Raw genomic sequence first — 13,274 nt, forward strand, 5'->3', positions numbered from 1 at the left:
TAGGTTTTTTGATCTATTTTGAGTTTTTTATCCGGTTCTTGAAAGAGGCAGAACAAGATGCCTGTAACCTTCTCTCTGCGTGATATATCTTGCAGACATTTTATCACACTTTCCTCTTCTATTGAAATTTTTTATTTTCAATGATGTTTTACGCTCGTCTACAAATTCTAGTTCAAAATGTGAACAGAATCTGAGATTTAGCGAGTTTACTATGTGTAAAGCAATCTTCATGTTACCATTTCCTACTTTGACAATTTTTCGCTGAGCATTTATCCCCACCAAAATTCTGACAATGTGCGATACCAAGTCATCAGTGGATGTATAGATTGAACTCTCGATTTCTTTTTCATAGTAAAAAACGGACAATCCAGTTCTGCTGCCAGGATCAATTCCAATTACCAGAGAATTATTGTTAATTCCAGAGTGTAGCTTTTCAACTATTTTTGCTCGTATAATAGTAGGATGATAATTGAATTCATCATCTAAAAGAACCAGATTAGTAGGTATTTTAGAAGATTCCCGCATGGTAGTTAGAATCAGTCTCTTGTCTGAACTTGTTATTTCTTCAGGCAGTATGGAATCGTAATTTAGTTCAAGTCGTCTTAAGATGTTTATGAATTTAAAATATGATCTGCCTGATACCGTTGCCACTGCGATATTGTTTTGTGGTGGGTATGATATGATTGACATTACCATCGAGAAAATTTAAAGATTGTTTGTGTGTTGTTTTTGATCAACAAATTTCATTTAGTTGTCAATAGCAATATTGCTCTTGCAAGGTCTCCCTTTGCTTCAGTTAACGCCTGGGTTGCCTCATCATTGGATACATTGGCCTGTTGTGCTACAAGCATTATATCCTCTTGACTGAAGATAGGCACCTCAAGTTCTCGTTCTTCGTAGCTTTCGGCGATTATCTGAAAAATGGAATTATCCTTTGCCTTCATTTCTGTGACGGAGGGTTTTGCAATTATGATCTCTTTTGTATCTGTCTTAATTATGACCTCTTGTACATTTTGGACATCCTTCATCTCAAGGCCCATCTTGTCCAACATTCTCCGCATTTCGCGGTTTCCGCCACGCATCATGGTATATTCATACTCCGCTGTTTGTACTTTTTAAACTATCTCTGATCTTTATTGCTACTCCTTTTTTAAATGACTTTATCATTCTTGTAGACAATACTGCTTTACCGACTGCAATTACTTTGCCACCATGTAATACCGTTACATCTGAGCCTATCAGTATGCTTTTTCCACACCAGGTTACATGCTTACAAAAGACCGAGCTGCCTTCTTGAACAAACGCCTTGGATTCATCATCAATTTCAAGGCAATTTTCTCTGAATTTTTTACTTTTCAAAAGAATCTGGGCAAAATATGGTGTTATTGCAAGACCGCCATCAGTTCGCAGAGTACAAAGAAGGTGATCATTTTGATGTACGTGTTTTATTCTGCCTGTATTTTTTGAATAGGTGATAACTACATCCTTTGGTAGATATCTTGACACTCCCTGACCGAAAAGTGCGTCCAACGTATACTTGATTTTAAGAATCGAATCCACAGAATTATGGTGATTTATCCATGTTAATTATTTTTGCAATAGAAGTGACCTATATAGTAGGCCCTAACAACTATATAGAATAATTCACAACCCATGTAACATGGGAACAAATGAAGAAATGCGAAAGATACAGTTTACAGGAAAATCATCGTATATCGTTTCACTTCCAAAACAATGGATTACCGACATGGGTCTCAAGCAAGGAGACCAAGTAGCAGTAGTAAGACAAGGAATTTCTAATTTACAAATCGTTCCATTAAAACATCATAACAAATCTGTAGGTACAGAAGAGGCAACGATTGAAATCAAACCAGAAGAAGAAGACTCGACAATTGTTAGAAAACTAATTTCACTTTATCTTCTTGGATTTACTATCATAAACGTAAGATCAAAGGTTGGAAGACTAAAGCCATCTCAGAGAAATTCCATCAAAGACGCAGTAAAGGGAATCTTGATGGGAACCGAGATTACTGCAGATTCTACTGAAGGCATAACTATCCAGGTACTCATCAATCTGTTTGAGCTTTCAGTTGATGGTGCGCTAAAAAGAATGCTGATAATAGCAAAATCAATGCAAAACGATGCATTACTTGCTCAAGAAGAAGGAAATATTGAACTTGCAAAAGAGGTCATAAACAGTGATGACGAAGTAGACAGATTCAGTTTTTACATAATGAGACAACTCAAGATAGCAATACAAAATGAACACATGTTAAATGAAATGGGAATAGAAAGCCCGTACCATTGTTTGGGCTATAGACTAATAGTAAAAAATATCGAACGCGTAGGAGATCACGCAACAGACATTGCAAGAGACTTGCTAGAATACAAAAAACCCATCAAGAAAAACATACTGGACCCAATACATGACATGAATACATTTACCTTGTCTGTATTGGATGAAGCCTGTCTATCTCTATTCAAGAAGGATTCTAACGAGGCAGAACGAACAGTACAAAAAACTGCTGAAATTTCAAAATATGAAAAAAAGGTTCAGGATGGTCTGAAGACATTGAGGGATACTGAAGAAGTCTACAGAGTTAGAAGAATGAGCGAAAACATACGAAGGATATCAGAATATGCAAGTGACATAGCAGAGATAGTCCTAGATGTGACAATAGAAAAAACTCTGCGAAAGCAATAAGATATCGAAGGATGGCAGTAAGATGTTGAAAGATTCTGCAATCCTGATTACATATGATAAGGAAGACTCTCTAAAAGAGGCATTAGGCTTGTGTGATGCTGCAGGATATGAAGTTCGCAAGATAATACAACATAGAATTCTGAACAAATCAAAATACGGACTGGGAGAAGGCAAGGTAGACGAATTAAAGGAGATGTTGTCTTCTATCAAACCCGATGTCATAATCTTTGACGAGATACTCAAGCCAAGTCAGAATTACAATTTGGCCTCTACTCTGAAAATGAACATACTTGACAGAGAGGCTCTAATTCTTCAGATCTTTGAACGAAGGGCAAAGAGTTCAGAATCCACCCTGCAAGTCAAGATGGCTCAGCTACGATATGAGATGTCAAGGGCCAAAGAAAAAGTCAGACTTGCAAAGATGGGAGAACAACCAGGATTTATGGGGATAGGAAAATTCGAAGTTGATGTTTACTTTAACGATATTAAAAATAGAATGAATGGTGTAAAATCAAAGCTAGCAAAATCATCAACGCAACGTGCGCTTCACAGACAAGCAAGAAAGAGATTCGGGTTCAAGACAATCTCTCTTGCTGGATATACATCAGCAGGAAAGACTACACTTTTCAACGTACTAACTGGTGAAGAAAAAGAAGAAAGCCCAAAACTCTTCACTACACTCTCTACAACCACACGAAAGATCACTCTAAAAAATTCTGAGGTTTTGATTTCAGATACGGTAGGCTTCATAAGTAGATTACCTGCATACATGGTTCAAGCGTTCAAGTCAACTCTTGAGGAGCTTGTCTACACAGACGTTGTAATAGTTGTCATCGATGTTAGTGATACAATATTGGAATTAAGAAAGAAATTCAAGAGTTGTATTTCTACCTTAGATGAGATTGGAGTAAGTAAAGACAAGATGATCTTTGTTCTAAATAAATCAGATTTGGTTTCAAAAGAAGAGGTGATTGAGAGGGCAAATCAACTAGACTTGACAAATAATAAAAAATGGTTAGCAGTATCATCTTCAACTGGATTCAACATTACACAATTAAAGACTCTGATATACCAAGCATTAGACAATTCGCCAGTAACAGAGGAAAAAAAGGAAATACAAAGACCAGAAATTAAAATAAATTATGAAGATTGAAGTTTTACGCATAGGTACAAGACTTGTTAGAGATGACAGAGTAACTACTCACGTAACTCTTGTATCAAGGGCATTTGGGGCATCAAAGATATACATGTATGATGCAAATCCAGAGATAAAAGAGACCGTATCCAAGGTAAACAAGATGTGGGGCAGTGATTTCAAAGTAGAGATCATTGAAAATTGGAAGGATGTCATAAAATCAAAAAAGAAGGATCTGTTCAAGATAGTCCATTTAACAATGTATGGTGAAAATGTTAATGACATACAGGATCAAGTAAAAAAAGAAGAAAAAATTTTGATTGTGGTTGGTGCAGAAAAGGTTCCAAGGGAAGTATATGACATGGCAGACTATAACATCGCAATTGGAAATCAACCGCATTCAGAGATATCAGCACTTGCGATATTGCTTGATAGAATTTTACAAGGACAATACCTTCAGAAAAAATATTCAGATGGAGAACGTGAAATAATCCCAACAAAAAAGGGAAAAAATGTAATAGATAAAACTGCCAATTGAACTAATTATATAAAAACAGGTTAAAACCATTTGATTAAATATAGAGATTAGGAAAGAAGAGTATAATGTCAGTTGAGCATGAGGATCCTTTTGTAAAAATTGCTGCCTTGATTGGCGGAGATGAGTACCTAAAAGTTGCTCGTTCTCTCCTCAATACGGAAGATGCTACAGATGAGGAAATAGCAAGTTCGACTGGACTTAGAATTAACATAGTAAGAAAGGTACTGTATGATCTTTTTGGTAAAGCTCTGATAACAGGCATTAGAGTAAAGGACGAAAAGAAGGGATGGTTTGTCTACAGATGGAGAGCAAGAAAGGATGAAGTCGATAATTTTATTGAGAATCAAAAGAAGAAGATTGTAGAAAGACTACAGCAAAGAGTAGACTATGAAAACTCGGCTGATTTTTACCATTGCGGAAATGAAGACTGCCAGAAATTGACCTTTGAAAAGGCCCTGGATTTATCCTTCAAATGTCCTACCTGTGGAAAATTGGTAAATCTTTCAAAAAATGAAAAACTCAAAAAGGCTTTGCAGGGAAAAATAGATCAGTTACGTGATGATCTAAAACACTAGGACACATAGTGTAAAACTAGTTCATTTTGTATTTTCTTGATCTTTTTTAATTTAAAAGAGTTTGATACATTTTCAAATCCAATACCTTCAACTAGAGAAATTGCAGTATTTCCTCCTAGAACATATGGTGTAACAGTAATTATAATTTCATCCACTAGTTTTTCTTTGAAAAAATACCAGTTGGTTGTACCTCCACCTTCAACAACAATTCTTTTGATGTCTCTTTTATCAAGTATCTGCATTAGTTTCTTTATGTTGATTTTTTTCTTTCCACATCTGATTACTTGGGCTCCTTTTGCAACAAACTTTTCCATGTTTTTAGTATTTTCTGATACAACAAGTATGGTAGGTGTTTTTTTTGCTGTTCTGATCACTTTTGATTTTAGAGATAAGCTACCGTTTGGATCAAGAATTATACGAATTGGGTTTTTTCCTTTTACATGCCTGACAGTAAGTGATGGATTGTCTACATTGACAGTATTTTTTCCTACCAATATGGCATCAACACTTTTCCGAAGAGTATGGACTCGTACCAAGTCTTTTTTTGATGAGAGGTTAGACCTTCCAGTACGTGTAGCTATCTTTCCATCAATGCTGATGGCAGCACTGAGTATCACATAGGGCCTAGATTTTTCCATGCACTAGTTTTCCCTCATACATCACTGCTTTTATGGTATTTTCTGAAGCCCTATGCACTATTGATGCGTGAGGATTGTGCATTGGCTCTAGATCAATTGCATGTTTTTCAATGAATATGCAATCTGCCATGTTACCATTTTGAATAATTCCAATTTTTCCACCCAAAAGTTTTGAAGCATTTGTGGTAGCCATCTTGAGTATATCTTTTGGACTAATCTTTTCTTTTTCATGGCCATTGAAACTTTCCAAAGATAATCCATTTCCCTGAACATGTCAGGCGAATTTATCATGACATTGTCAGTTCCAATAGCAATGTTACAGCCTGCATCAAGCATAACATCTACATCAGGAATGCCTTCTGCAAGAGATCCATTTGCTCTTGGACATACAACTATACTTGCTCTATTTTTTATTGCAAGTACAAGATCTTTTTTTGAGGCATAAGTCATATGGACCAAGAAATTTGGTTTTGCAAGTAGGGCTCGCTGAGTCTCAGTTTTTCCAGATATCTTTTTTGATATCTTGTTACTTTCTTCAGTCTCTGCAGAGTGGATAGCACGAATTTTCCTAGTCTTTGCAAAGTATTGTAATGCAGAATCGCTAAACTCATTTGGACCACTAATACCAAGCCCATCACAGTTCAGTAGAAAGTTTTGAAGTGAGGATTTGTGAAATTGTGGAATTGGTGTGTTATTCTTGATGGATCTTAAATCTTGATAATATTCAATTCTTCCAAGAATGACAGGCCTTATTGGGATACCCAATGTGGCATTTTTTAATAGGTTAATTCCTTCACTGCCTCCTTCTCGAAAATCTATGAACGATGTTATTCCTTTTCTAATCATTGAGATACAAGAATTTTTCACAAAACTTGCCAAGTGATGTTTATCAGAATTTTTGAGAATCTTTTGCTTAAACCCACTAACTGGGTGTATCTTTTCCTCAACGCCTGAATCTATTCCTATGTCCTTGGCTATAGAATCCCCAATGTGTGTATGAGAGTTGACTAGTCCAGGCATCATTAAGAGGCCTTCACCGTCAAGTGTAACCTCATTTTTTTGTGGCAAGAGTTTTGTCCCTATTTGTCCTATATGCTTTCCAGAAATTCTCACACTAGTGCTGTGGATATAATCTAGCTCTTTACCANGGGAGAGAGTTTTGTCCCTATTTGCCCTATGTGCTTTCCAGAAATTCTCACACTAGTACTTTGGATATAATCTAGTTCTTTACCATATAGCAGGCTGATATTTCTTATCAGCATGTTATCTCAAGAATTCTGGTATCTTTTTTTCCAGAGTCTCTAAGCTCACGGATCTTATCTAGTGATTGAGTAGCCAATTTTGCTGCATCTCTTCCTGTTTTTGCAGTTCCAATTCCGCAGTTAAATGAGATATCATATTTTTGTTTTACAATTTCAAGAAACTTTGTTATTTCATCTTTGTTGGCATCAGAACTTAATATCATAAAGTTGTCTCCGCCCATGAAAAATGCAAGAGAATTTCTTTTGAGGAAAAACTCTGACATTTCAGAATATAGTTTGATAATCAGTGAAGATACTTCATAAGGTGATTTTTTTGCAGAAACTGATGTAGAACCATCCACATCCATGTGTATAATCTGAACTAAATCTGCATCTTCGCCCAATGGTAATCCAAAGATATTATGATCCTTGCTCAGGGTTGCGTTAGATCTTCTTGCCTTGTCAGCATTTGAGCTTGCTTCAAATGGAGTTTTGCCTTGTCCAATAGACATGGATAAACCCAATTCAAAGGATTTCATCAGGTGTTTTTGAATTTCAATATGATCATCAACTGAGAGACCATTAGTTATTACAAAGATTTCATCAAATCTATTAGGAAATGCAAGGCAATTTTTTTGTGAAAACAAGTTTTGGATTTCTTGGTATAATGACGCTTGGAGCATCTGGAGCCTATGTTCTCTATCGCTACCAAGAGTCAGAGTCCATGGTCCATATCCGGTTATCTTGATTATGGTCAGTTGAATCATTTTCTAATTTTTTCCAGTTCTTCAGACAGTCTCTTTGCAGCCTCAATGGCTCTCTCAGCTACTGGTCGTATTCGTTGATGTGCCTGTCTATCACTCATTCCAGGCCCTGTTATTCCCAGTGTCACTGGTTTTTGGTGCTTTATTGAGAGATCTGCTAATGCTTTTGCAGTTACATGTGAAATGAGTTCATCATGTTTTGTCTGACCTTTGATTACTGCTCCAAGGGTCACTACAGCATCAACATCTTTTTTTTGCAACAAGGTATCAATCAACAGAGGCATATCAAATACGCCTGGAACTTTACTTGTGTATTTTACATTTATTTTTAGTGCTTTTGCCTTTTCTATAGCAATGTCAAGCATTTTAAAAGTAATTTCACTATTAAATTCGGCAACAACAATTGCTATATTCAAGATCAATGCTCCTTGGCGAATTTGACAAGCTCAGTACCATCAAAATATGGTATGGCATTATCTTTTGCATATTTTTTTGCCTTTTCCGTAGACAATGCAGCATATGTTTGCGAGTCTAACATTTCACAGATTGCGGTAACTGGTGAAAGTCCTGCAAGTTTCATTAGATAAATAGACATTTCAGTATGTCCTAATCTCTTTGATAATAATCCTTCTGAAGCAATAAGCAATGGAATGTGGCCAGGTGTCTTGAAATTAGAATTGAATATTTCTTTTTTGTCAATATTTTTATTTTTGTACAATTCTGCCATCTGAGAAATTGTAAATGCTCTTTCTTTATCTGTTATTCCAGTGAATGTATTTTTATGGTTAATTGAAATTGAAAATGATGGTCGATCTCCATAAGGAGCAGTACCAATTACCATCTTCTTCAAGCCTGCATCAAAGTTTTGAGAATTGAAAAGAATCTCATGCATAAAGTTTAATCCAAAATTTGATGCAAGTTCATGGTTAATTGACATGCAAATCAACCCTCCTGCATCCTTGCGCATACGGGCTATATGTTCAGGAGTCACAAATTCTGCTGCAACTACCATATCTACCTCGTTCTCACGCTTATTTCCATCATGAAGCAAAATGAAATCGCCCTTCCTAAGTGATGAAAGTGCTTCTTCTAAGGACATATACATGATCAGCTTTTCATTATTGTTATAAATCTTACTAGAAAATTGGTAATTACCAAAATAGTGGTAATAGGTTAATCTTCAGATAAAATATATTTTCCGAGTATATCGGTTTCAATATTAACTTTATCGCCAATTTTTTTGTAACCAAGATTAGTTACTTGCATTGTATGCGGTATTATTGAAACAGAGAATTGATCTTTTAATTTATCAACAATTGTTAAACTGATACCATCAACTGTTATCGAACCTTTTTTGATAACATGTTTTGATAATTCTTTTGGAATTTTTATCCAGATTTGTATTTGATTGGTCTGTTTTTCAATCTTTGATATAATGCCAACACCATCAACATGTCCCAGTACAAAGTGTCCTTCAAGTCGTTCACCAACTTTTAGACTTCTTTCAATGTTCACTCGATCTCCACGTTCTAAGGATCCTAGATTAGTTTTCTTTATTGTCTCGCCAATCATTTCAAACTCTGTAATTCCTTTTGAGATATTTACTGCAGTAAGACATACGCCATTTATTGAAACACTATCTCCTACTTTGAGGCCTTTTGCAATTTTATCAAGTTTGATTTTCATTTTTGCGGCACTACGGTTACTTGTTTTTTTGTCAAACATTACAATACTGCCCAGGCCTTCAATTATTCCAGTAAACATGATGAGTTATTATTTACATCAAGATGATTTATGTTTATCAGATAAAAGTAGAATCGAGTCAAACACATCATTATTTGGCAGAATTCAGTAGAGATATGGCTCTCTTGTAATGCACCTCATCAATCATTTTTCCATTAACCGTGGTTGCTCCTTTCTTGTTCTTCTTGGCCATATCATATGCACTCACAACTTTTTTTGCCCATTCCATCTCAGCGCTAGTAGGATAGAACACTTTGTGAACAACATCAACTTGATTTGGGTGAATGATGCTTTTGCCAACATATCCAAGATTTTTGGCAACAAGCGAATCTTGTTCTAATCCTAATATATCATCAAGGTCTTGCCATATTGCATCAATTGCATATTTTCCTGCGGCTCTTGCATCTACTGGAATTTTAGCTCGTGAGTATGCAGCTCCTTCCGGTTTTTTTGTATATTCTACACCCAAGTCATTTAGTAGATCAAATACACCGAAAACCAAAGCGGAGATTCTTTTACTACATGATGCAATGGCATATGCATTCACAACACCTTCTGTAGATTCTATTGATGCTATGACTTCTATGGGTTTTAGCTTGCGCTTTTTTTCTAACCTCAACATGATTTTTTCGATTTTTTTTATTTCACTTACAGTATTTACTTTGGGAATCACTATGCCATCAACACCTTTCTGAATAATTTCGAGTAAATCATCAGGTATCAGTCCAGATACTGGAGAATTGGTTCTGACATAAATTTCGGAGTGATACTGTGATCTATTTTTTAATGCATTTTTTATTAGATTTCGTGCAGATCTTTTTTCTACTAGAGGAACAGAATCTTCCAGATCAAAACATACAATGTCTGCCTGAAGAGATTTTGCTTTTTCTAGAAAGCGACTGTTATTTCCGGGAACAAACAAAAGACTACGTAAGAGTCTTGCCATAAATAGAAAGAGTTTATGGTTTGAGTAAGATTTTGCCGACTAGTCCTTTACCAGTGAGCATCTTAGTATGTGCTTCAGCAGCATTTTCAAAACTGTACACGGAATCTATGATAGATTTAATTTTCTTTTTGCCCATCCAATACAATCCTTGTTCTAGCTCTGCCTTTGTTCCTTGTGTGGAACCCAAGATGTTAGTTCCTTTGAAGAAGATGTGTCTCAGGTCGGTCTTTGCATCGTATCCTGTTGTTGCACCACATGTTACCAGTGTTCCTCCGTATTTTAGTAAGGTAAGTTGATCATTCCAGTGTGTTTGACCTATGTGATCAAATGATACGTCAATTCCACCTAGTGGTTTTGCAAGTTGTCTTACTTCTTTAGCCCAATCTGGTTTTCTGTGATCAACTGCGTGATCTGCTCCAAGTTCTTTTAGTTTGTCTAGTTTGTCTGGACTTCCTGTAGCAATAACATTACAGTTGTATAATTTTGCAATCTGAATTCCAAAGCTTCCCACACCAGAACCTCCACCCATGATAAGGACTGTTTGTCCAGGACGAATTCTTGCTCTTCCTACAAGCATGTGCCATGATGTAAGTAATGTCATAGAAGCTGCTGCAGCTTCATCAAAGCTTACGCCTTCTGGAATTTTTGCAACATTGACTTCAGGCAAGTGCGTGATTTCAGAGAATGCACCCCATGTAGGTCCTGTTTGGAATCCCCAGATGGTTCTTTTTGTGCAATCATATTCACGTCCGTCAGTACATGCATCACATACTCTGCATGACATGTTTGAATGTGAAACAACTCTATCGCCAACTTTGAAATTTGTAACGTCTTCTCCTACTGCAATAACCTCACCTGCTGCATCAGAACCTGAGACATGTGGTAATGGTACAGCAACTGGCTGTCCTCTCATTCCCCAGATATCGTTATAGTTTAGGGCTGCTGCCTTGACACGGAAAACAACTTCATTTGGTTTTGGTTTTGGATCAGGGATTTCTTTTACACTTAGGATGGATTTGTAATCGTCATTTGGAGCATATTTGTCATAAACAACTGCTTTCATATTTGTAATCGACCAATTTACCCCTAATATATTTTCCCTAGAGAGATCTACTTGCGGTTAATCTTGAAGTCTCTTTTGGGTTGTTGTGTAGACAGCAAAATTTGCTTTAGCTGATCATCAGAAATTTGCGAATTTAACCTTCCTTGAGATGCCAATCCTAAAAGATAGTTTTCAACCATTGCCGCAAGATCAGGTTTAACCAATCTAACATTGTTCAGTCTCAGTCTTGCTTCAGCGGTAAGAAGGGTCTTTAGTGCATTTTCCTTTAAAGCAGAAACTTCTGCATCGCTTGGATTTCTATCATCACTTGAATTATGAGAGCTCATGATACTACTAGGAATATTTCTTTAGATTTGGATTCTTTGTGATTAATTCATTCAAGATCTCAGTTGACAGTCTATCAAGTTTTTTCATGCCTTCATGAGATATTGTTCTACCTTTTCCTTCAACCTTATCCAAATAACCCAATTTTTCTAAGCCATGTACTGCAGTTCTGATTATTGCGCCACCAGCATCTCTGTGGTGTGCTCCTCCATAACCAACAGGTTTTGTGCCACCATACATTGATCTCAAATCATTTATTCCGATAGGTCCGTGCAAGTAAATTTTTCTTAGAAGAGATGCACATCTTGTGTAATACCAATCACTTTGTTGCGGAGGTTTTACTGCATGAGCACCAGTTTTAACAAATGGAATCCAGCTTGGCTGTACGATATCTTCTTTCTTTAGAGTCTCAGTTAATCTACCGATCAGTAAATCCGCTGGTACATCGTATGCCTTTGCCATAAAAACCAAAATTCAAAGTTCGTCTTATAAATCATTGACCTATAGAATTTGTTTTTTAATTATCTTTCTATATGTGTGATTACAAAAACTGCATGTAATGCGTATTGATTTTACATTGCTTCTTCCTATTCTCACTCGCGCTGTAAATCCTGGCATTATGAATTTTTTACATTTTTTGCAGTAATTTGCCCGCAATTCATAGGGCATTCTAATACGGTATTTCGTACAAAGTCTCTTGGCAAGTGTTGCTTGCCTTTCTGCCAATTCAGGATTAGATCTTGCGTTTGACATGGCATTTTTAATTAGAATTTGCATTCGTTCTATCAAGAGATCCTTAATTGCAGGTTTCATGTTGTTTAATAATTCCCACCCTTAAAATACAATCTTGCTCTCGCTTGTAATAGCAGAATCTGCTTTAGAATTAGTACCTAAAGAGATGCATAGACACAATTCTGTTACAGCGTCTGCCAGAAGATTTAACAAAAAACCGTCTGAAATTTTGCTTGACGTCTCATGGCATTTTGCCGCAATGAAGGGAATCAAGAACGAGATAAAAAGAGGAAGGCCTGATCTTGTTCATTTTTCACTCCTTGAAGCTTGTAGCATTCCTCTCTATTTTGAAGACAAGCTGAATGTGTTTGTTCATACCATTGATGACAAAGTTATTTCTGTGGGCAAAAATGTAAGATTGCCAAAATCATATCATAGATTCACAGGACTTGTTGAAAAACTGTATGCCACCAAAGAGATCAAAGAGAACAACAACACACTTCTTACAATAAAGGACATGAGTTTGGGAGATCTAATTAGAAAAATTGACCCAGAACAGACGATTGCACTTTCAAGCAAAGGTGTCAAAAGCTCTTATCAAAAATTAGCTGAAGAGGTAGACAACAACACTTGTCTTGTAATAGGAGGATTTTCAAAAGGTCAATTTTTTGATAAGAATAAAGAATATTTTGACAAGACAATAGCTGTAGACAAAAATCCACTTGAAGCTCACATCATAATTTCACGTGTACTCTATGAGTGCGAAAAAAGAATTATTATGTAGGTCCAAGATTGGCACAGTGAGCGGTCGTAGTATAGTTTGGTTAGTACACTGGCCTTCCAAGCCCGTTACCCGGGTTCAAATCCCGGC

20 protein-coding genes are annotated in these 13,274 nt (G+C 36.3%); 5 read left to right on the top strand and 15 right to left on the bottom strand.

Annotated elements, in window-relative coordinates; translation table 11 throughout:
• Positions 1–27: 27 nt before the first annotated feature.
• Genes DYY66_RS01770 through DYY66_RS01780 form a run of 3 tightly spaced genes read right to left on the bottom strand, consistent with a single transcriptional unit; the run spans position 28 to position 1,560 of the window.
• On the bottom strand, positions 28–690 hold the full coding sequence (locus DYY66_RS01770) for a hypothetical protein (protein ID WP_255495983.1): 663 nt from the start codon (positions 688–690) through the stop codon (positions 28–30).
• 53 nt (positions 691–743) lie between these two features.
• On the bottom strand, positions 744–1,085 hold the full coding sequence (locus tag DYY66_RS01775) for a nascent polypeptide-associated complex protein (protein WP_166285673.1): 342 nt from the start codon (positions 1,083–1,085) through the stop codon (positions 744–746).
• Positions 1,086–1,092: 7 nt separating this feature from the next.
• On the bottom strand, positions 1,093–1,560 hold the full coding sequence (locus DYY66_RS01780) for a PUA domain-containing protein (RefSeq protein WP_166285675.1): 468 nt from the start codon (positions 1,558–1,560) through the stop codon (positions 1,093–1,095).
• Positions 1,561–1,660: 100 nt separating this feature from the next.
• Here DYY66_RS01780 and DYY66_RS01785 point away from each other — a divergent pair, with 100 nt between their 5' ends.
• From DYY66_RS01785 to DYY66_RS01800, 4 genes are all read left to right on the top strand, one after another.
• Positions 1,661–2,704 (top strand): phosphate uptake regulator PhoU, encoded by a 1,044-nt coding sequence (locus DYY66_RS01785; RefSeq protein ID WP_166285677.1) that lies wholly within the window; start codon positions 1,661–1,663, stop codon positions 2,702–2,704.
• A gap of 22 nt (positions 2,705–2,726) precedes the next feature.
• Complete coding sequence (gene hflX / locus DYY66_RS01790; protein ID WP_166285679.1) at positions 2,727–3,857, top strand: GTPase HflX; 1,131 nt, start codon at positions 2,727–2,729, stop codon at positions 3,855–3,857.
• A complete protein-coding gene (locus DYY66_RS01795) occupies positions 3,847–4,377 on the top strand; it encodes a tRNA (cytidine(56)-2'-O)-methyltransferase (RefSeq protein WP_166285681.1) in 531 nt (176 codons plus the stop codon). The genes hflX and DYY66_RS01795 overlap by 11 nt, the downstream gene beginning before the upstream one ends.
• Positions 4,378–4,442: 65 nt before the next feature.
• The gene (locus DYY66_RS01800) at positions 4,443–4,952 is read left to right on the top strand and encodes a transcription factor (protein ID WP_148694654.1); all 510 of its coding nucleotides are present in this window, start codon (positions 4,443–4,445) and stop codon (positions 4,950–4,952) included.
• On the opposite strand, the gene DYY66_RS01805 is transcribed toward DYY66_RS01800, so the two are convergent.
• The 12 genes from DYY66_RS01805 to DYY66_RS01855 form a co-directional block, all read right to left on the bottom strand.
• Entirely contained in the window at positions 4,949–5,590 is a 642-nt protein-coding gene (locus tag DYY66_RS01805; protein ID WP_166285683.1) for a 2,5-diamino-6-(ribosylamino)-4(3H)-pyrimidinone 5'-phosphate reductase, read from the bottom strand. The genes DYY66_RS01800 and DYY66_RS01805 overlap by 4 nt on opposite strands.
• A complete protein-coding gene (locus DYY66_RS15380; protein ID WP_394352541.1) occupies positions 5,577–5,756 on the bottom strand; it encodes a hypothetical protein in 180 nt (59 codons plus the stop codon). Before DYY66_RS15380 ends, DYY66_RS01805 begins: the two co-directional genes overlap by 14 nt.
• Positions 5,678–6,613, bottom strand: coding sequence for an amidohydrolase family protein (locus DYY66_RS01810; RefSeq protein WP_394352542.1), 936 nt, complete (start codon positions 6,611–6,613; stop codon positions 5,678–5,680). Before DYY66_RS01810 ends, DYY66_RS15380 begins: the two co-directional genes overlap by 79 nt.
• Before the next feature lie 232 nt (positions 6,614–6,845).
• Positions 6,846–7,598: a GTP cyclohydrolase IIa gene (locus DYY66_RS01815; RefSeq protein WP_166285685.1), complete on the bottom strand. Its 753-nt coding sequence runs from the start codon at positions 7,596–7,598 to the stop codon at positions 6,846–6,848.
• Positions 7,595–8,011 (bottom strand): 6,7-dimethyl-8-ribityllumazine synthase, encoded by a 417-nt coding sequence (ribH, locus tag DYY66_RS01820; RefSeq protein WP_166285687.1) that lies wholly within the window; start codon positions 8,009–8,011, stop codon positions 7,595–7,597. The genes DYY66_RS01815 and ribH overlap by 4 nt, the downstream gene beginning before the upstream one ends.
• Positions 8,012–8,013: 2 nt before the next feature.
• A complete protein-coding gene (gene ribB, locus DYY66_RS01825) occupies positions 8,014–8,694 on the bottom strand; it encodes a 3,4-dihydroxy-2-butanone-4-phosphate synthase (RefSeq protein WP_166285689.1) in 681 nt (226 codons plus the stop codon).
• Positions 8,695–8,768: 74 nt separating this feature from the next.
• The gene (locus tag DYY66_RS01830) at positions 8,769–9,359 is read right to left on the bottom strand and encodes a riboflavin synthase (RefSeq protein WP_166285691.1); all 591 of its coding nucleotides are present in this window, start codon (positions 9,357–9,359) and stop codon (positions 8,769–8,771) included.
• Between the two features lie 70 nt (positions 9,360–9,429).
• A complete protein-coding gene (locus DYY66_RS01835) occupies positions 9,430–10,284 on the bottom strand; it encodes a CoA ester lyase (protein WP_166285693.1) in 855 nt (284 codons plus the stop codon).
• A 13-nt stretch (positions 10,285–10,297) separates the two neighbouring features.
• Entirely contained in the window at positions 10,298–11,347 is a 1,050-nt protein-coding gene (locus DYY66_RS01840) for a zinc-binding dehydrogenase (protein WP_166285695.1), read from the bottom strand.
• A 47-nt stretch (positions 11,348–11,394) separates the two neighbouring features.
• The gene (locus tag DYY66_RS01845) at positions 11,395–11,673 is read right to left on the bottom strand and encodes a DNA-binding protein (protein WP_166285697.1); all 279 of its coding nucleotides are present in this window, start codon (positions 11,671–11,673) and stop codon (positions 11,395–11,397) included.
• A gap of 7 nt (positions 11,674–11,680) precedes the next feature.
• Complete coding sequence (locus DYY66_RS01850; RefSeq protein ID WP_166285699.1) at positions 11,681–12,133, bottom strand: 30S ribosomal protein S19e; 453 nt, start codon at positions 12,131–12,133, stop codon at positions 11,681–11,683.
• Between the two features lie 39 nt (positions 12,134–12,172).
• A complete protein-coding gene (locus tag DYY66_RS01855) occupies positions 12,173–12,484 on the bottom strand; it encodes a ribonuclease P protein component 4 (protein ID WP_166285701.1) in 312 nt (103 codons plus the stop codon).
• 34 nt (positions 12,485–12,518) lie between these two features.
• Between DYY66_RS01855 and DYY66_RS01860 the strand changes: the two genes are divergently transcribed.
• Positions 12,519–13,187, top strand: coding sequence for a ribosome biogenesis protein (locus tag DYY66_RS01860; protein WP_166285703.1), 669 nt, complete (start codon positions 12,519–12,521; stop codon positions 13,185–13,187).
• The last annotated feature ends 87 nt before the right edge of the window (positions 13,188–13,274 follow it).

The sequence above is a fragment of the Candidatus Nitrosotalea sp. FS genome, assembly GCF_011319475.1.
GTDB lineage: Archaea > Thermoproteota > Nitrososphaeria > Nitrososphaerales > Nitrosopumilaceae > Nitrosotalea.